Raw genomic sequence first — 19,740 nt, 5'->3', positions numbered from 1 at the left:
AGCTGCTTTAAACGGGTGTCTCTTGTTTTTGGAAAACGCTTTTCAACGCTTCGTAAACATCTTTCTTCTGCCTGATCACATAGTGGCGGAACTTTGGATTTTCGATTTTCTTAAAGGTAGACATCAACGAAGAATAACGATTATTCGGGTTTACTTCCCCATACCCGAACATGCTTGAAAGGTCCATTAGCTCATTGACTAGGCGGAAGCATTTTTCATTATCAGTTGAGAAATTCTCGCCATCCGAAAAATGAACAGGATAAATATTGTATCGTGTTGGATTATATTTTTGATCAATTAACTCAAGCGCCTTGGAATAGGCTGAAGAGCAAATCGTTCCACCGCTCTCCCCTTTCGTGAAGAACTCTTCTTCCGTCACGACTTTTGCTTCTGTATGATGAGCGATAAACTCGATTTCTACCGTCTTATACTTTGTTCTTAAAAAACGCGTCATCCAGAAGAAAAAGCTCCGTGCACAAAATTTCTCAAAATTCCCCATCGATCCGCTCGTATCCATCATCGCCAGCACGACCGCTTTGGTTTCAGGCTTTGTTACTTCATCCCACGTTTTGAATCGCAAATCATCATTGTGAATCGGCGCAATCTGTGCCTTTCCTTTCATGGCATTCCGCTTAATTGCCGTCAAGATGGTTCTCTTCTTATCGATATTTCCCATAAGCCCTTTTTTGCGGATATCATTGAACTCAATTTTTTCCGTCAGTATTTCTGCGGTTTCTTTCTTTTGTAAATTGGGAAGCTCCAATTCTTTAAATAGCAGATTTTGCACTTCTTCCAGACTGACTTCCGCTTCATAATAATCCTCGCCAGGCTGGTCTCCTGCTTTTTTCCCTTGCCCCGGCCCTTGATTTGCCGGCTTTCCATCACGGGCCACAACGTCTCCAACCTTGCTGTCGCCTTGTCCCTGACCAACATGTTTTGACTTTCCGTAATTATAGCGAATTTTATATTCATCCAATGAACGTATGGGTATTTTAATAACTTCCCGCCCATTTGACAAAATAATGCTTTCTTCACTAATCAAATCCGGCAAATTGTTTTTAATGGCATCTTTCACTTTATCCATATGTCGTTGTTGATCTTGGTACCCTTTGCGATGGAGTGACCAATTTTCCTGAGAGACGACAAAGTTTCGATTCTGATTTTCACTCATTATATCCTCACCCATCTTCAATAATTTCGTTTAGAAAAGTGCAAGCGCCCTGCTTAGCCCCGACAAGCGCTGGAGGGCCCGAATCGAAAGCATCTTTCCAGCTTTCGACCGAGGGACTGAAGCGACCTCGAGGGGCTGGGCGCTGGAGCTGAACACCTTCAGAAAATTTAACTTTCTTACTTTGAAATTGTCTTTTCTTATAATATGAGAATTTTCTGACAAATTGCATGCCATTCCTAAATTAATTCCACCTTGAGTGGATAAAAAAAGGAGTGTCCTAAATTTTATGGACACTCATGCAGATATATGACTTCTATTAACTATCTATTTAATAAACTTCCTACGTATCTTAACAGTTCGTTGGCCGAGTTGGAATCATAGCCATGTTCATCGATTAATCTCGCTACCACTTCATTGATCTTTTTCAGCTGCGCTTCATCCGGCGTTTTGGAGGAAGTCGTAATCTTCACAACGTCTTTTAAATCAGCGAATAATTTTTTCTGGATTGCTTCCCGTAATCTTTCATGCGAATTATAATCAAATCGCTTCCCTTTACGTGCAAATGCAGACAGCCTGATTAGTATTTCTTCGCGGAATGCCCGCTTCGCATTTTCGGAAACACCGATTTGTTCTTCAATGGAACGCATCAGTTTTTCATCCGGATTCATTTCCTCGCCTGTAATTGGGTCGCGCAGCTTGTTTTTATTGCAGAACGCTTCCACATTATCAAGATAATTATTCATTAAATGTTTCGCGGATTCCTCATAAGAATAAACGAATGCTTTTTGGACTTCATTCTTCGCGATTTCATCATATTCTTTTCGTGCCACGGCAATGTAGTTCATATACTTTTCACGATCTTCATCCGAGATGGATGCATGTTGGTTCAGTCCATCCTTTAAAGAACGCAGCACATCCAATGCATTGATGGAAGGCACTTCCTTGCGAATGATCGCAGACGAAATGCGGTTAATGATGTAACGCGGGTCAATCCCGTTCATGCCTTCATTTGGGTATTCATTTTTCAGGTCCTGCACATCAACAGAATTAAAACCCTCGACATTTTCGCCATCATATAATTTCATTTTCTTAATAAGGTCAATGCCTTGTTTCTTTGGTGTCTCCAATCTTGTTAACACAGAGAAAATGGCGGCTGCCCTTAAGGCATGCGGAGCAATGTGAACATGCGCCATATCACTTTCCCTGATCATTTTTTCGTAAATGCGTTCTTCCTCTCTAACCTTCAAATTATAAGGAATCGGCATGACAATAATACGTGAATGCAGGGCTTCGTTTTTCTTGTTGGAAATAAAGGCGCGGTATTCTGTTTCGTTTGTATGTGCAACAATGAGCTCGTCTGCACTAATGAGCGCAAAACGCCCTGCTTTGAAATTCCCTTCTTGTGTGAGCGACAGAAGGTGCCACAGGAATTTTTCATCCAGCTTCAACATTTCCTGGAATTCCATCATTCCCCGGTTTGCTTTATTAAGCTCTCCATCAAAACGATAAGCTCTCGGATCTGATTCCGACCCAAACTCGGCAATCGTCGAGAAATCGATGCTTCCTGTTAAATCGGCAATATCCTGCGACTTTGGATCGGAAGGGGTGAATGTCCCGATGCCGACACGGCGGTCTTCTGAAAAGAAAATCCGCTCAATCTTCACATCTTCAATACGTCCGCCGTAATCTTGTTCCAGACGCATTGTATTCAACGGCGATAAACTTCCCTCTATGCGAATTCCAAATTCTTTATAGAAGTCTTCCCTTAAATGCTGTGGAATCAGATGAAGAGGATCTTCATGCATCGGACATCCTTTGATGGCATACACTGCCCCTTCGTCCGTCCGGGAATATTGCTCCAACCCTCTTTTAAGTAACGTAACAATCGTGGATTTACCGCCACTAACCGGCCCCATTAATAATAGAATTCTTTTGCGTACATCCAATCGCCTTGCTGCCGGATGGAAATATTCTTCCACAAGTCTCTCTAGGGCCGATTCAAGACCAAATATTTCTTTACCAAAGAAATGGTACATTTTCTTTCCATCTCTTTCTTCAACACCGGAACTTTTAATCATATTATAGACGCGTGAATGAGCTGTTTGAGCCACTTCCGGTCTTTCCTTGATAATCTGCAAATATTCAGCAAACGTACCTTCCCACTTTAGGCTATCCTCTTCTTCGCGCAAGCGTCTAACCCTGCTTAAAATATCGATAGTACTTACCTCCATTCAGGGCGAGTTTTTATCAATGTATGAAGCGAGTCCCCGAATGATGCCGAAAACATTGTTAAGATAATTTTTTAATTTATTGCCAAAGACAAAAAAACAAAAGGACTTTCGCTAAACTTTGAATTAGTGAAAATCCTTTTTATGCTAATTTTTTCTCATGTATAAAATGCCCAGAGTATTGGGGCCGCAATGGCTGGAGATGGTGCATCCGGCGGTCGTTTCGATTATTTCATCGAATTGAATGTATCGACCGACAGCTTCCTTTATTGTGGCTACCGTTTCAGCGGAGCAATCCGAATGCGTTATAAATAGACGTCTTGTATCGATCTTATCATTGTTTTCCAATCGATCTTTAACATAGTTGGTTAAACAGCGGTCAAAATTTCCTCTGTATTTTTTTCCGACTGCCAATTTACCTTCAATCACTTCAATAGAAGGTTTTATTTTCAGTAATGTTGCCCCAATCGCCTCCACACCGGAACATCGGCCGCCTTTGCGCAAATAGTCCATTTTATCGATGACAAAACTCGCGTCCACCTTTGGAATGATTGAATTAAGATGGCTGCAGATTTCAACAGGTTTGACCCCTTCTTTTGCCAATAATGCCGCCTCGTAAACCATATGTCCGCTCCCTGTGGATAAATTGGAAGAGTTGATGATAAATATGTTATCAAAACTATCAGCGGCCAATTTTGCATTTTGATAGCATGATGAAAATTCGGAACCTAAACAAATATGTATAATTGCTTCAAACTTTGGAGAAAGCTCCGCAAAAAATGTTTCATATTCAAATGTATTTACTGCCGCTGTTGAACAGGTTTTCCCTTCCCCCACATATCTGAAAATATCTTTTGGCGATATATCAACACCATCGCGATAATCTTTATCATCAATTAAAACATGGAGAGGCATGAGTGTAATGTTCAACTGTTCCAGCAGTTCAGGAGGAAGGTCGCATGTACTATCCGCGGTAATTTTAATCATTTACTATCCACTTCTTTCTTCATTTTTTCTCCTAATCATAGCATATATAAAAGTTGTGCTTTTTAAAGTTGTCAATTTTTTACCATTTACCGCATATTTTTATCTACCCCCTCATATAATTGGGTGTTGTAAAAATGAAAGGAGGGTCTTATGTTTACACAATTTAAGTATTGGAAACCGTTTGTCGGTCCATTCGATCCCTGTCCACCAATACGGATAAAAAGTTACTCGACTCCCCCACAACTATACATGACTTTCCAACCACCAGGTCTCCAGCAATTCGCACCCACAGAAGCACTAATGCACGGGACGCTTTGGCCGCAACTTTATAGTCCATACCCAGATCCGCATAAAGGAGGGCATCCACATGGCTAAACAAATGCCGCCGGAATATTATCAATGTCTCGAAGAAATTCAAGCGCTGGATTTTGTATTAGTGGAACTAAACCTCTATCTAAATACACACCCCGATGATTTTGAAGCAATCAAGCAATTCAACGAAACCGCCCAATTAAGCATGCAGCTGAAAGTAGAATTTGAAAAGAAATTCCACCCACTCATGAATTTTGGACGAAGTTACTCGAACTACCCATGGGACATCGACGACTCCCCATGGCCATGGCAAGTCTGAAAAGCGGAGTGGGCTCGCTTAGCTCCGACCACAACTGGAGGGGCTGACAAAAGGGCGCTCTTTGCCCTTGCAGGCGGCACCGAAGTTGTCGAGGAGCTAGCCCACGCAGCTAGACAATAGAAAAGCGGGGGCCTACAGGATGTAGGTCAGTCAGCCGTTGACACAGGACGTGTCGTTCTTAGGCTAACTTCACTTTCCGTTTAGCTCCGCGTCAGCGAAAACGCAACGTCANCTCCCCATGGCCATGGCAAGTCTGAAAAGCGGAGTGGGCTCGCTTAGCTCCGACCACAACTGGAGGGGCTGACAAAAGGGCGCTCTTTGCCCTTGCAGGCGGCACCGAAGTTGTCGAGGAGCTAGCCCACGCAGCTAGACAATAGAAAAGCGGGGGCCTACAGGATGTAGGTCAGTCAGCCGTTGACACAGGACGTGTCGTTCTTAGGCTAACTTCACTTTCCGTTTAGCTCCGCGTCAGCGAAAACGCAACGTCATGTTGCATCGCCGACATGACTCACATCGTGTGAGCCTCAAGCGTTGGCCGACAACAACGCCACGTCCTGTGGCAGATGTTTTTTGCGCGATAGCGAAGCGACAGCAGCACGTGTTTTAACTGTACCGAAAGCGGCAGCGACAGGTACATTGTCGGCACTTGCACATCCATGTGCGGCGGAGGCTCCGACGAGAAGGCGCTTTTTGCCTTCGTGGGAGGAGTCGAAACGATCGAGGAGCTGGCGTTCGGAGCTAGACAATAGAAAAGCGGGGGCCTACACAATGTAGGTCAGTCAGCCGTTGACACAGGACGTGTCGTTCTTAGGCTGACTTCACTTTCCGTTTAGCTCCGCGTCGGCGAAAACGCAACGTCGTGTTGCATCGCCGACATGACTCACATCGTGTGAGCCTCAAGCGTTGGCCGGCAACAACGCTTTGTGGAACCGACAAAAAGACGCTCTGTGCTTCCAGGCGGATCCGAAGTTGTCGAGGGGCTAGCGTTCAAAGCTGGACATCAAAAAGAAGTGGGTTCTGTTCATCCTTATATCAAACGAATGTGAGGGGAGAAAATAAAGGGATGTTTTATTATGAAAAGAAACTTCAATATCCCGTTAGAGTAAGTACATGCAACCCGATGCTTGCGAAATTTCTAATAGAGCAATATGGCGGTGCGGATGGTGAATTGGCGGCTGCACTTCGCTATATGAACCAACGCTACTCGATTCCCGATAAGGTAATTGGTCTATTGAACGATATCGCAATGGAGGAGTTTTCTCACCTTGAGATGATTGCAACAATGATTTATAAACTCACAAAAGATGCCAGTGCAGATCAGATGAAAGCAGCAGGTCTTGGCGATCATTATTCCGTTCATGATAACGCACTGTTTTATCATAATGCTTCCGGCGTTCCTTGGACGGCAGCTTACATTCAGGCAAAAGGCGATCCGATAGCGGACCTTTATGAGGACATTGCTGCCGAGGAGAAAGCCCGTGCAACTTACCAGTGGCTCATTGATTTATCGGATGACCCGGATTTAAATGATGGACTGAAATTCCTGCGCGAGCGTGAAGTAATCCATTCTCTACGTTTCAGAGAAGCTGTTGAAATATTGAAAGATGAACAAGGCAAAAAGATGTTCTATTAAGATTTCTCCCAATGAAAGATTATGATAAGCAAAGTTGTTTCAGTTTTACACAATGGGTTGAGATAATCACGTGAATATAGCTTTACTCTGTAGCAGTTTGGGGATTTTCCGAAAATATAGTAAAACTAAAATATAATGTATTTAGATTTTCTCCAGAAAATAAAATTAACCTTATATATAAGACGATACCTATTTTGGCATCGTCTTTTCGTGTTTTCATTGCAGAAAATTAATGCTGAATTAAAATAAAACCACATTATTAATAAGATTGGCGGCTCTATTCTATTTTTAATTCAATTTCAAGAATCGTACCCGGTTGAGAAAAATTAAGAAAACTTAAGCACGAATTCATACCAAAAACAAACAATTTAATTTTAAATTATACTAATATACCTATTTTTTCTGAGCTATTCCTGATAAAATCAGTTCGTTATACGTTAAAGAATGCAATATTTATTGCAATGGGTTTTTAGAAGGAGATTAATGATGAAATATACAGGTAGAATAATTATGATGTTGATTTATATAGTTGTAACGGCCGCTTTTAAAACTTTTGATTATATTGAACTGGGGTACGTACCTATATTTGAATACATAATTTCTGCAATAATGGTTTATCCCGTATGGTGGACCGGATTACAGTATGATAAAGCTAAATATTACGCTCAGGAAGCACAGAAAAAAGATAAGGAATTAAATGATCTTTTCAACAATGTAGATGCTGCAATCTACTCTTTTGATTTCGGTTCTAAAAGATTGATGGTTTCATCAAAAATTAGTGATGTCTATGGGTATTCACCTATTGAGTTTAAAGAAAACAAAGAATTCTGGAAAAAAGTCGTGTTCCCCGAAGATATGAAAATTGTAAACAAATTAGAGCAAGAGTTAATAAAAGGAGAAGAATGTAAAGCAGAGTACCGAATTCTGCTGCCAAATGGTCAATTAAAGTGGATTCAAAAACGCATTACACCTATTTCTGACTTGGACGGAAATCTTATAAAAATAAATGGGATTGATATTGATATCAATCAACGTAAAAAAGTAGAGGAATTACTCACTCGCAGCCAGGAACAGAATCGACAACTATTAGAGAAACGTTTAGAAGAAAGCGAGCAACGGTTTAAGTCTTTATTTGTACATAATTCCGACCCTATTTTTACCTTCGATTTAGACAGAAAATTTATAGAGGCAAATCCAGCTGCAGAGAATATACTTGGTTATACAAGTACAGAGCTCCAGCAAAAGGAGTGGGCATCCATTATCGCTCCAGAAGACCAAGATCTATACAGTGAGCATTTTAAGCGTGCAAGCCAGGGAGAATGGCAGGAATCTACCCTATCAATGATTCATAAAGATGGAAGCAACCGAGTCATTGAGTTAAAAATGATACCAATCATCATTGATCGTCAATGTATTGGAATATATCAAATTACAAAGGATATCACTGATTCTATATTAGCGGAAGAAAGAATAAGAAGGTCGGATAAGTTAGCGGCTGTAGGCCTACTAGCCGCGGGAGTGGCTCATGAGATTCGAAATCCATTAACAACCCTTAAAGGTTATATTCAATTACTTGCAACAGATATTGATAAAAATTATGCAGATATTTTGTTATCTGAAATAGACCGAATTAACCTGATTGTCAGTGAATTCCTGATTCTTTCAAAACCGCAAGCAATAAAATATGAATCCCAAGATATAAAACTTATTCTAAATAATATCACATCAATTCTTGAACCCCAGGCCAGATTAAACCGTATACAAATCATTTCAGAATATGATTCAAATATACCGTTTATCAACTGTGAGCAAAATCAGTTAAAACAAGTATTCATAAATCTTATAAAAAACGCGATTGAAGCTATGCCAAATGGTGGTGAAATTATTGTAAAGGCTAAGAAAGTTAATAACCAAATGGTTATTATTCAAATTTCAGATGAAGGAATTGGGATAGAAGAGGAGAGAATCCCTAAACTTGGAGAACCATTCTATACAACAAAAGAACATGGAACGGGATTAGGTTTAATGGTATGCTTTAGAATCATCGAACAACACGGCGGTACTATTAATATTTCTAGCCAGTTGAATAAAGGTACATCAGTGGATGTTTGCTTACCTATTGATTGCTAATACTTCCCCCATCCTTTCACCCCAAGGATGGGGTTTATCGTGGGGAACTCCCTAACTTTTGCTTGCTAACTAATCAGGTATCATGAGAAGATAATTTCTGTTGATTATTCGTAGAAAGACTGGTGAACATTCATGAATCCAAAGGCTTTAATGTTAGGGCTTTTTACCGTATTGATTTGGGGTTCAACATTCGCGGCAATCGGCTATAGTTTAAAAGGCGGCTATTCTGCTGGACATTTATTATTGCTTCGTTTTTTGATTGCCTCTGTTTTATTTGGAATCCTTGCTTTTATTCCAGGGATGAATTTTCGCCTGCCCGAGAAAAAAGATTTTTGGAAAATAGCCGTTCTTGGCTGGATCGGGATTAGTGGCTACCATATCTGTGCAACATCTGGACAATTAACGATTTCTGCAGGTACGGCCGGTATGTTAATCGGCTCAGGGCCTATTTTCACAACCATTTTCGCCGTCTTGATTTTAAAAGAGCGGTTAAGCAGACTGGGCTGGATGGGGCTGGGATGCGGTTTTATTGGGATTTGTTTCATTGCAATCGGTTCGGGAAATGCCTCTTTTGGTGTGGCACCAGGTGTATTTTTAACACTTTTGGCTGCCATTGCAACATCTATTTTCTTTGTTTACCAAAAGCCATTATTTAAAAAGTATTCGGCAATTGAATTAACCGCTTATTTTACATGGGCAGGGACAATTCCATTTCTATTTTTTGCTCCCGGATTACTTGAGACAATCGAAACAGTACCCGTTAGTGTCAATATCACGGTTTTGTACATCGCTATTTTTCCAACTGCCATAGCATACTTAACTTGGGCATATGCCTTATCCCAAGCCAATGCAAGTTCCATCTCCAGCATCCTTTATCTGGAGCCTGTTATTGCTATACTCGTTGCCTGGGTTTGGTTAAAAGAACTTCCTGCTTCACTTTCCATCATTGGTGGAATGATCGCAATTTCCAGTGTACTGCTTGTCAATGTATATGGAAAACATCATGCAGTCAGACAAGCTCCCCCCAAAACGAAAGCGTTGCAATAAATACTTAGAAATGATTAAACATATGTAAATTCCTTTTTAAAAGGAACTTTGGGATTAAGGGGAACATAGAGATTGTCTATGTTCCCCTTTTGATAGGATTTCTGTTTCCATGGGAACATAGAAGGTATCTATGAACCCTTTTTGATGCAATTTCACTTTCACCGGGCATATAGGAAGTTTCTATTTGCCTTTATTGAACTAAATTCAACGTCCAAGGGTACTTAGAGCATTTCGTGCCTTATAGAAGAAGGAAAACCATCACTCGAGAACGACTTTTCCTCAGTACAGTTTCCATTTGAAAGTCCTTTACTTCAACTTCCTAGCGCTCAAGAAACCCCGTGATTTCCACGGGATTTCTACATGGGTATATCATTCAAGAATCACCGATCGCGGTTCACGATATAGTTCAACATTTGCTTTAAAAACTTCACATTGTGCGGAATTTCTTTTAACGCTTCCAAAGCTAAACTATAGTGTTCCCAAAGTTCTTCTTTTGCCTTGTCAACTCCCAAAGCCGTTACAAACGTCGAACTTTGATTGTCATGATCGATTCTTATTGCTTTGCCTAGTTTTGTGGATTCCCCATCATAATCAAGCAAATCGTCCTTTATCTGAAAGGCAATTCCGGCATGGCGGGAAAACGTTTTTAATGCCTGCCTCTCACTTTCGTCCGCCTTCGCCAAAATGGCCGGCATCAACAGGGCGGCTTCGAAACCTAACCCGGTTTTGTAGAAGCACATCATCTCCAGCTCTTCCTTCGAGAGTCTTCTCCCCTTTGATTCTAAATCCATCACTTGCCCCTTGCACATGCTGGCTGTTACTTGTGATGAGTATTGAACCATTTGAAGGATTGTTTTTGCATCAAATTCATTCAGCAACGTTTGTTGTTCCATCGCCTTCTGTGTCAGGAACAGACCGCTTAATTCTGCAACTGCCTCATTATACATTTCATGGACAGTAGGGCGGCCCCTTCGATAGGAGGCGTTATCCTGGGATGGCAAATCATCAAACACAAGAGAAGCGGTATGCATATACTCCAATGATTTCAGCAGAGGAATGAGCGAATCTTCTTTTAAACCATACAGTTCCACTCCGACAAACCATGCAATCACCGGTCTCAACCTTTTCCCGCCACTGCTTAAGCTATAATTTGCCGCTTCCAATACAAGGTCGTTTCGAAACATTGAGACTTCATCAGCTGCTATTAATAGAACGTCATTGACCCTTTTCTTTACATTTTCTATTGTTTCTTTAAATGCTTCTTTTTCCTCACTTTGTTTTTTTAGGTGTTCAACCATCCCGTCACGCAGCAGCTTATCGAGAAAGTCGACATCATCCCCTTTTTCCACCATCTTTTGCAATACTTCGTTGAACTCCGGAAATCCGGAAGCAAACCGCTTCATCACTTCATCATATTTTTGGCGTCCATGCTTTTCCTTGAAGCGCTTTAGCCCATTGATCGCCCGGTTCAAGATAACCTCCCGTGTACGATCATCCGAATGGTAGACATGATGAATCAAGTTAGCGATTACAGCCCAATACATTTCAAAGGGATTGATCAGATCTTCCCGTACGCCTGCATGCTCCATAAAATACGTATAGGGCGTGACGGAACCCATTTCCAAATCATCGAACATATCTGCAAAATCGTCCGCCAATTGATTGTATATGCCGTATAAGAAAGTAAGTTTTTCAAATTTTTCATCCGTGTCCTGGAGAACCGAGCGGGCAACCAGCCTTGAAGAGGAGGATTTTAAGATAATCGGAACGTAAAGTTCTTCATTGGTATACGCGGCATTCGATAACTCTTTTTGCCGGTCCAATTCTTGTGAGTGAAAAAATACAAATGCCTGTTCAAAAAACTTTTTCGTTGTTTGATGAGATTGAATAAATTCAAAAGCTTCCTTTAGCTCTCCGTGAATAAATTGCATGAACGGAAGCGTTTCTTTCCGCCACCCATTCCCAAGCGGCGGCACTGTTCCCGTAAGGAGTGCATCGCGAATTAACCGCGAATAGTTTTCCTTTTCTCTTTCGGTTAATAAGTTCGCATCAAGCAGATCGTCAACAAAGGGATATGTTAAACCATAACAATAGCCCAAACGTATGGCTAGATCGAGTTTTTCCGTGCGCTCCGTTTGCGACGTGTTTTCATCGAATTCATCAAAGGTGTGCATCAAGACACCTGCAATAATTTTAATTAGCTTTCTTTGGGCATTTACCGCATCCAATTCTTCGGGGATATTGGAGGAAACCATTTTCAATTTATCCCAAAGCCAATCTACGGTTAACACAATATTTTCTTCTTTGGCCTTTTGAATCAGCCATTCCAGGCTAAACAAATCATCGGTTTCATGCTTTGTCGATTCCAGCAAGCGCTCTTTCAAGGAGGAGACTGTTTGATTGATTTTGGATTGTGTTTGGGGATGATCCAGCGTTTTCCCTAGATCACGCAAATATAGATACGAAATGCTGCGATCTAGATAATCTTCCAGCTTATTTGTATAGTTCAGCCATTTTATATAATGGGATATTTCTTTTGAATTCGGTTTTTTTCGTTTTGGGGTTAAATAAGCAAAAAAGGTTGGATGATGAATATGCTTGATTTTCCACATTTGAAAATCCTCTACTAACTTGGGGATATAACTCTTGTTGTCTACCTGCGTATGCAGGAATTGGAAATACTGCCTGGCTTCTTTCTCTTCTTGCCGATAACATTCATCGGTTTTGATTACTTCCTTCATTTTCTCATCCTTATCTTTCATCTCTTTTCATTAACAGGGGAAAACGATTAAAGCCGCACCACCATTGTCCTTGTATTCTTTTGCGAAATCAAAAAGACAAAAAGAGGCTCAAAGTTTACGTTTTTGAGCCCTGATTATACTCTTATTCTACAATGATGCTGCCGTTGTTGGAAGTTAGCTTTATGACATTTTCGCCTTTTCCAAATACTGTCTCACTGTTGAACTGGCCAAAAACGTTCACAAATCCGTTATCGGTGTCCACATTAATCTTGGCATTCTTCGGTTTATCAGTTGTTTTTATATAAATTTCCCCATTGTCAGTATCCAACTCCATCGGCCGGTCAAGATTTTCCGTTGTAATCACTAGATTGCCATTGGATGTTTCACCTTTAATTGTACCGGAACTCTCGTCAATCACTAGATTTCCGTTATCAGATTTAGCGAAAATTTCTCGGCTTGCCATGTCTTCAATGATTACTTCCCCATTGTCTGTTTCACCAATAAAATTTCCAACTTTGATTCCGGTTGCTTTCATTGTTCCATTGTCCGTTTCCGCTTTTATCGTACTGTATTCTTTATTTGGCAATCGTATACTAACAGTTGCATTTTTGGAGAAGAAATTCGAAGTAAACCATTTAAACCACTTGCTTTCCACATCAATTTTCAACGTATCTCCCTGCATTTTTACATCGGCTGTATATCGTTTATTGTCCAACTCGATCTCCGCTTCTTCTCCATCCGCAGGCATGATCAGGATATTGGCCGTATCGCTTTCGACTTCTACATTAGAAAAGTCTTGAGCGATTGTTAGGTCTTCTTTTTTCCCATTTTTATAAAAATTAAATATCAGCACAGCAACGATTGCAATAAGGGTCACCCAAATAAATACCTTTTTGTTTTCCAATTCAACCTTGCTCCTTTTCATCATATTACCTTCATGATAACTGCTGAATATATGGAAAGAAACGTACCTTGACTGTAATTTTTTCTAAGTCTCGAGGCGTAGCCTTTTCTCATGACTTCAGCGCCAAGCATAAAAAAGTTAATTGAAAAGAATGATTATATTTCCATCAAATCTGAACATGCTAAATAAAATTCGTTTGTTCAAAAAGATGAGGAGTGTTGCCCCGTGAAACTATTTCAAGTTAGAAAGGGACAGTTTGTTTATTATCAAAATGAATTACATAAAGTATATGCGGTCAAGCCGATGTTCAAGAAATCGGTTCATTTGATTCGGCTTCGTGATCTGACTCAAGTATTGGCAAGCGCACCGGAAATCGAGCGATACCAGCCTAAAGAAACAGATAGTTTTATTTTTAATAAGAAAATTTTTACGTTATCCAAGGACAGAAAAGCAGAGGTTGGAGACTATATCCTAATCACAAATCCAAACCCTGATATCTTGGATCATTATTCATTGAATTCTATAGAAGTGGTTGAAAAGGTTGAGAGCAAAGGGGTCATTACCAATGAAGCGAACGGGATTCTTCATAATGAGTATTTGTTAATGGTCCCAGGCAGCCATGATTATAGTAATCCCATTCAATATAAAAATATGGAGCATTGGGCTGAACAGGATGCCGATTCTGAAACAGATGCATTATTCAGCGATCTTCTTCCCGCAATTGGGGACGTCTATCAGAAAAACGATCAAAATTCTCCTTTGGAAACAATGGTCGTTGCCGTTCATGGGACAACTGTCTACCTTGGAAACGGTCTCCAAGTACATCAAAATGAATTAATGGATGCAGAAAAATGGCTTTTTCAATACAACCTAGCGGATCAATAAAATTATGCGCAAAATCGGAGGGTCTTCATTGAATGTCAAAAAATTGAAAGAGAATAGCGTTTTTATTATTTCCTTATTATTAACTTTAATATTTATCGCTTGGGGAGCCTTCTTTACAGAGAATTTAACGAACGTGACAAATATTATTTATAATGCCTCCATAGATTATCTGGGCTGGGTATATATTGGTGTCACCCTTTTTCTGGTAATATTCTCCTTTTATTTGTTATTTTCAAAATACGGGCATATCCGATTGGGCAAAGCAACAGATCGTCCCGACTTTAATACCGGTTCTTGGCTAGCCATGCTGTTTGGGGCGGGAATGGGTATCGGTATTGTCTACTGGGGCGTTGCTGAACCAGTGACACATTTTACAACCCCTCCATATGGAGAAGCTTATACCATCGAAGCGGCAAATACCGCCATGCAATATACCTTTTTTCATTGGGGTCTTCACCCTTGGGCAATTTATACCGTGATTGGGCTGGCACTTGCCTATTTCCAGTACAACCGAAAGTTCCCCGCTGCCATCAGTTCCGTATTTTATCCGCTTTTGGGCGATCGAATCTACGGTCCCATTGGCAAGGCGATTGATATTCTCTCGGTCTTTGCGACAGTATTTGGCATAGCAACTTCTCTGGGGCTAGGCGCCCTGCAAGTCACTGCCGGCATGAGCGCCATTTTTGATTCGCCCGATACCTTAACTGTACAACTCATCGTCATTGCTGTGGCAACAGTTATCTATCTTGTATCTGTCAATTCGGGTCTTGAAAAAGGAATTCAATATTTATCGAACAGCGCCATGATTATCTCCTTTGCCATTTTACTATTGGTTTTGATCATTGGACCTACCATTACCATAATTAAATTATTTTTTAATACAACCGGTTTATATTTAAATAATTTTATACAAATGAGCTTGCGATTAAGACCCTTTGGCGAAGGGGAATGGATTGCTGCCTGGACATTATTTTACTGGGCATGGTGGATCGCTTGGGCCCCATTTGTCGGAATGTTTATTGCCCGCATTTCAAGGGGGCGGACCGTAAAAGAATTCGTAATTGGCGTTCTGATTGTTCCAACTCTGGGTACCTGTCTGTGGATGTCCATTTTTGGGGGTTCCGCTCTTGAAATGGTTGTCCATGCAGACAATCATGAGCTTGCTAAATTTATAACAGATAATGTTTCCTTGGCGATTTTCACCTTCTTTGAACAATTGCCATTCGGCAGTATTTTAAGCATTCTGGGATTTGCTCTTGTCGCCATTTACTACATCACCGTAGCGGATACTGCAACCTTTGTGTTGGGCATGCTCAGTGAAGGCGGAACTTTGAACCCTTCAAATAAAATAAAAATGACATGGGGAATTATCCAATCAGCGGTAGCGGCTGTACTTCTTCTATCCGGGGGATTGGAAGTGCTGCAAACCGCTTCCATTGCAGCGGCATTTCCTTTTGCCATCATCATGTTATTTATATGTTACTCCCTGTTGAAAGGCTTGGACAAAGAACTTGAAGTCCAGAGAAGAAAACCAAGAATCAAGGACACGAAATAAAAAAGCGGAAGCGCAACGACCTACAGGGGCTAGGCGCTGGAGCTGGACATACAGAAAAAGCCGCTATAAGGATTGCAACCCCTTGTAGCGGCTTTTTCTCTTATTCCTGCGGTTCGCCTGCAGCTTCCCAACGATTGATTTCTTCGCGCACAATCGGCGCCACTTCTTTACCCAAAAGTTCGATGGATTTCATTACATCTTCATGCGGCATGGATCCAACCGGGCAATGCAGCATAAAACGAGTAATGCCCACTTTTTTGCGCAGCAAAATAATCTTCTCTGCAACTGTTTGAACATCCCCCGTATAAAGGGCTCCTTCCAAACTTCTAGCATAATCAAACGATTCACGCGTATAGGAACCCCATCCACGCTCCCTGCCCAGTACATTCATTGCATATTGTGTGGAAGGGAAGAATTTCTCGATCGCCTCTTCTGTTGTTTCAGCAACAAAACCGTGTGAGTGTGACGCTACCGTTAACTTCGATAAATCATGTCCTGCTTCTTCAGCAGCTCGATAATAGAGTTTAACAAGGGCCGAAAATTTCAATGGACTTCCACCGATGATGGCCAGTACTAACGGCAATCCAAGGAACCCGGCACGTGCCACGGATTGCGGAGTCCCGCCGCTTGCAATCCAAACAGGCATCGGATCTTGAACCGGACGAGGGTAGATTCCACGGTTCGGAATATCTGCCCGGTGCTTTCCTTTCCAATTAATGATCTCGTTTTTGGTTAGCTGCAATAATAAGTCCAGTTTTTCTTCATATAATTCATCATAATCTTTTAAATCATAGCCAAATAACGGGAAAGATTCGATGAAAGAACCTCGGCCTGCCATAATCTCTGCACGGCCATTCGAAATGGCATCGACTGTTGCAAACTCCTGAAATACTCGTACAGGGTCATCGGATGACAGTACAGTAACCGCGCTTGTTAAACGGATTTGTTTTGTTCGCGCTGCCGCTGCCGCAAGCAATACAGCGGGCGCAGAACAAGCATAATCCTTGCGGTGGTGTTCCCCCACTCCATAAACATCCAATCCGACCTCATCCGCCAAAACAATTTCTTCCACAACTTCACGAATTCTTTCTGCATGACTAATGACTTTTCCGGTTTTGACATCCGGTGTCGTTTCTACAAAGGTTGTAAGACCGATTTCCATATGCTTCACTCCGCTTCCTAAACTTCACATTAACGTTTTAATCATACAAGAATTAGGAAATGAAAGGCAGTTTTATGCTTAGCATGGCGTATAATGAGAGATGCACAATTAGTTTGAAGACAATCGATTTATTTCCTTGATCAAGTACTCGACAAACATATCATCTTTTACCAGCCACGCCTCGTATTGGCGTTTAAGAAACTTTTCGCTTTCCTCAAAACTTGCAAATTGCTCATCTAATCGGTTCTTGTTTTTTTCAATGACCCACTTTTCCTCTTCGGGATAAACGAGGAATAGATCATCACTTTTATTTTTATAGATCGTGCCAAAATCCGATTCCTTCAAATTGTAGCGATTTCTTTTGGCATCTTCCCGCAATGGTTCAAGATGGAAGGTATCCAGCACATAGTGATTGTATGCTTCCTCGCTCAGGGAGCTGCCTGAGGCTTTTTGATGTCCCCCACCGCCATAAGTTCCTGCAATTTCCGAAACATCCACATCATCATGAATCGTCCGGTAGGATATCCGTTTTCCACCCATATTTAAGATGGCAATATAATCGAGATGGGAAAATTCCTTTCCCAATTCATTGCCAAGTTCCGAATGATAGGATTCTGCATACACTACCCCGGCATAATACTCACCGATTTTGGCTTGTACAATTTCCCGTTTCTTGCGGCGTATATACCGTTCAATTTTATCGTCCTCCATATGAAGCAATCTTTTCTCGAATTCATCAAAGTCAAAATGGCTGCTTTGTGAAAGACGCTCCAGCATCATCTCTTCGAATTCATCAATCGACACCAGGAAGAAGAGCGAATTAAGGGAATGTGCCTTGTGATTATTGTTCTTTTCCCATTCCCACGTATCGTATTGCCTTACCAATTCAACAAATTCCGAAATTGCATCCTTTGTTTCCAGAAAGTCATTTTCCACCAAGTATTCATAAAATAATGAAGTGGCCGATTCCAGTTTGCCTTCCACTCCTTCAACTTTTACAAATCCCCATTCATAATCATTAAGATGCAGCGCTGTTTTATGATGGTCAATTAACTGGATGTTGGGATGGTCCTGATAATGCTCATTTAAGTTTTTTTCATTTTCTTCATTCGGGGATAAGTCCGTGATGAATAAAAATGTAGAAGGATCATCCTTTTCCAAATAAAATCCAATTTCCCGATTTAATGAAGAGATTGAATTGTACCGCACCTTAATCTCTGATCCAAAAGCTAATTTTGCTAAAATACCGCAACCTACTCCATCTAAATCATTATGGCTTAATAATTTATACACTTTCTTCACCTCAATATATAGTATGGTTTTTTGATGCCGATTTAATAAATATTCTCATTGTATAAAATTCAGTCTTCAAGGGAAAAATGATAATTGATAAAAATTCTTTAAAGGGATGACGAGAAAATGCAAAGAGAACAAAGAAAACTAAAGGAAAGAAAAATGACTCAGTTTCTCCTTCTGGGAATATTTAGTTTTTCGATGGCGGTTGCTTTGTTGGACTCCATCCATATTCAGCCTAATGTGACATCAGCTTCTTTTTATTTTCTTCTTTTAATCGTTATTGCAATGGTCTATAAACCAGTTCGGCTCTATGTACTTAGAAGTGTTGCTTCCATTTCGAGATTTCTTTTTTCCGGCGTAAAATCATTTTGTATATTTTGTACTTCGGCTATTTCTTTTAGATCAAATAAGTAGGGGCTGTTTCGGCAGCCCTTTTTTTCATTATCTAATTAAAAAAACCCCACATAAGTGAAGACTTATGCAGAGTAATAATGGTTCTTATTTCAGCGAATATTTTCCAAAGCCATCTGTACCATCACCGATATATCTGATGCTGCTTTCTTCAGGAATGTAGTCCGCCGCTTTTTTGGATGTTTCAAAGACCACCTTTACATCCTCGGGCAATTCGGCAAATTTCCAGTTATAATCCGCAAAAATTTAATAAAATCCCTTCAAGCTTTTATGTATAAAAAGTAAAGGCTGACACAAAATATTTTGTCTCAGCCTTTAGCCACGTTTAATTTACTGTTCGGAACGCCCTCTAAGTTGGGCCTCAGCCATTTGAACAAGGCGTTTTGTAATTTCGCCGCCAACTGAACCATTGGCACGTGATACTGCATCCGGTCCAAGATTGACGCCAAATTCTTGAGCGATTTCATATTTCATTTGATTCATCGCTGCTTCGGCACCCGGGAATAAAAGTTTATTTGAATTTCTATTAGAAGCCATTTTTTACACCTCCTTGTTTTCAATTAGAATGGACCAAAAGGCATCATTCATACATTGCTAATGATTCCTTCAATGTCTCAATTTACCTCGCACTTTATTACTCATTTGTAAAACTTGAGGCAAAGGTATTGCAATCCCATCTGGAAAACGGTATTATTTTATTTAACGAAAAATTCACTTATTTCAATAACTTTTGAAGTAAGGATAGAGGCGCAAAAACCATCAGTACACAGTTTGAGGATGATGAGATCCGGGGATGATTGTGGAAAGGGGAATTTGCCGAAGCTTTGGAGATCCTCATAGTCTCAAAAGCTGGTTCTGCATTGAAGAAATGCAGAATTGTCATATAGGTTTCTATATGGAGGGCTATCTTACGCATGGAAATGAAACTTATTTCTACGCAACAATGAGTCCTCATTGTT

General features: G+C 40.6%; 17 protein-coding genes and 1 riboswitch. Of the genes, 9 read left to right on the top strand and 8 right to left on the bottom strand.

Annotation, left to right across the window (positions count from 1 at the left end):
• Positions 1-7: 7 nt before the first annotated feature.
• From yhbH to D1B33_RS13715, 3 genes are all read right to left on the bottom strand, one after another.
• Positions 8-1,171: a sporulation protein YhbH gene (gene yhbH / locus D1B33_RS13730; protein WP_118876972.1), complete on the bottom strand. Its 1,164-nt coding sequence runs from the start codon at positions 1,169-1,171 to the stop codon at positions 8-10.
• Positions 1,172-1,491: 320 nt separating this feature from the next.
• Positions 1,492-3,402, bottom strand: coding sequence for a PrkA family serine protein kinase (locus D1B33_RS13720; RefSeq protein WP_407656739.1), 1,911 nt, complete (start codon positions 3,400-3,402; stop codon positions 1,492-1,494).
• 144 nt (positions 3,403-3,546) lie between these two features.
• Positions 3,547-4,386 carry a DegV family protein gene (locus D1B33_RS13715; protein ID WP_118876970.1) on the bottom strand — a complete coding sequence of 280 codons (840 nt, stop codon included), beginning with the start codon at positions 4,384-4,386 and terminating at the stop codon, positions 3,547-3,549.
• Positions 4,387-4,536: 150 nt separating this feature from the next.
• On the opposite strand from D1B33_RS13715, the gene D1B33_RS13710 reads away from it, so the two are divergent.
• The 6 genes from D1B33_RS13710 to D1B33_RS13690 all read left to right on the top strand — a co-directional run bounded on the left by D1B33_RS13710 (position 4,537) and on the right by D1B33_RS13690 (position 9,827).
• Positions 4,537-4,761: a spore coat associated protein CotJA gene (locus D1B33_RS13710; RefSeq protein ID WP_118876969.1), complete on the top strand. Its 225-nt coding sequence runs from the start codon at positions 4,537-4,539 to the stop codon at positions 4,759-4,761.
• Positions 4,754-5,017: a spore coat protein CotJB gene (locus D1B33_RS13705; protein ID WP_118876968.1), complete on the top strand. Its 264-nt coding sequence runs from the start codon at positions 4,754-4,756 to the stop codon at positions 5,015-5,017. Before D1B33_RS13710 ends, D1B33_RS13705 begins: the two co-directional genes overlap by 8 nt.
• Positions 5,018-5,587: 570 nt before the next feature.
• The gene (locus D1B33_RS18350; RefSeq protein ID WP_147370412.1) at positions 5,588-5,791 is read left to right on the top strand and encodes a hypothetical protein; all 204 of its coding nucleotides are present in this window, start codon (positions 5,588-5,590) and stop codon (positions 5,789-5,791) included.
• A gap of 289 nt (positions 5,792-6,080) precedes the next feature.
• Entirely contained in the window at positions 6,081-6,650 is a 570-nt protein-coding gene (locus D1B33_RS13700; RefSeq protein WP_118876967.1) for a manganese catalase family protein, read from the top strand.
• Between the two features lie 483 nt (positions 6,651-7,133).
• Positions 7,134-8,780, top strand: a complete 1,647-nt coding sequence (locus D1B33_RS13695; protein ID WP_158582983.1) for a PAS domain-containing sensor histidine kinase — start codon at positions 7,134-7,136, stop codon at positions 8,778-8,780.
• Positions 8,781-8,912: 132 nt separating this feature from the next.
• Complete coding sequence (locus tag D1B33_RS13690) at positions 8,913-9,827, top strand: DMT family transporter (RefSeq protein WP_118876965.1); 915 nt, start codon at positions 8,913-8,915, stop codon at positions 9,825-9,827.
• Positions 9,828-10,207: 380 nt separating this feature from the next.
• Here the strand turns inward: D1B33_RS13690 and D1B33_RS13685 are convergent, their stop codons facing one another.
• Complete coding sequence (locus tag D1B33_RS13685) at positions 10,208-12,568, bottom strand: polyprenyl synthetase family protein (RefSeq protein ID WP_118876964.1); 2,361 nt, start codon at positions 12,566-12,568, stop codon at positions 10,208-10,210.
• Positions 12,569-12,710: 142 nt separating this feature from the next.
• Positions 12,711-13,472, bottom strand: coding sequence for a DUF4097 family beta strand repeat-containing protein (locus D1B33_RS13680; protein WP_158582982.1), 762 nt, complete (start codon positions 13,470-13,472; stop codon positions 12,711-12,713).
• 225 nt (positions 13,473-13,697) lie between these two features.
• Here D1B33_RS13680 and D1B33_RS13675 point away from each other — a divergent pair, with 225 nt between their 5' ends.
• Complete coding sequence (locus tag D1B33_RS13675; RefSeq protein ID WP_118876962.1) at positions 13,698-14,357, top strand: hypothetical protein; 660 nt, start codon at positions 13,698-13,700, stop codon at positions 14,355-14,357.
• Between the two features lie 4 nt (positions 14,358-14,361).
• Complete coding sequence (locus D1B33_RS13670; protein ID WP_407656738.1) at positions 14,362-15,912, top strand: glycine betaine uptake BCCT transporter; 1,551 nt, start codon at positions 14,362-14,364, stop codon at positions 15,910-15,912.
• A gap of 100 nt (positions 15,913-16,012) precedes the next feature.
• On the opposite strand, the gene D1B33_RS13665 is transcribed toward D1B33_RS13670, so the two are convergent.
• Together D1B33_RS13665 and D1B33_RS13660 are read right to left on the bottom strand one after the other, a co-directional pair.
• Positions 16,013-17,074 (bottom strand): LLM class flavin-dependent oxidoreductase, encoded by a 1,062-nt coding sequence (locus tag D1B33_RS13665; protein WP_118876960.1) that lies wholly within the window; start codon positions 17,072-17,074, stop codon positions 16,013-16,015.
• A gap of 108 nt (positions 17,075-17,182) precedes the next feature.
• The gene (locus D1B33_RS13660; protein ID WP_118876959.1) at positions 17,183-18,367 is read right to left on the bottom strand and encodes a DHH family phosphoesterase; all 1,185 of its coding nucleotides are present in this window, start codon (positions 18,365-18,367) and stop codon (positions 17,183-17,185) included.
• A gap of 126 nt (positions 18,368-18,493) precedes the next feature.
• Between D1B33_RS13660 and D1B33_RS18490 the strand changes: the two genes are divergently transcribed.
• Positions 18,494-18,784: a hypothetical protein gene (locus D1B33_RS18490; RefSeq protein WP_118876958.1), complete on the top strand. Its 291-nt coding sequence runs from the start codon at positions 18,494-18,496 to the stop codon at positions 18,782-18,784.
• A 327-nt stretch (positions 18,785-19,111) separates the two neighbouring features.
• Here D1B33_RS18490 and D1B33_RS13650 read toward each other — a convergent pair whose 3' ends face one another.
• The gene (locus D1B33_RS13650; protein ID WP_118876957.1) at positions 19,112-19,318 is read right to left on the bottom strand and encodes an alpha/beta-type small acid-soluble spore protein; all 207 of its coding nucleotides are present in this window, start codon (positions 19,316-19,318) and stop codon (positions 19,112-19,114) included.
• Between the two features lie 197 nt (positions 19,319-19,515).
• Positions 19,516-19,695, top strand: a riboswitch (Lysine riboswitch).
• Positions 19,696-19,740: the final 45 nt, after the last annotated feature.

Source organism: Ureibacillus yapensis (genome assembly GCF_003515775.1).
GTDB classification, from domain to species: domain Bacteria; phylum Bacillota; class Bacilli; order Bacillales_A; family Planococcaceae; genus Ureibacillus; species Ureibacillus yapensis.
This window is presented reverse-complemented; position numbering and strand designations above follow the sequence as displayed.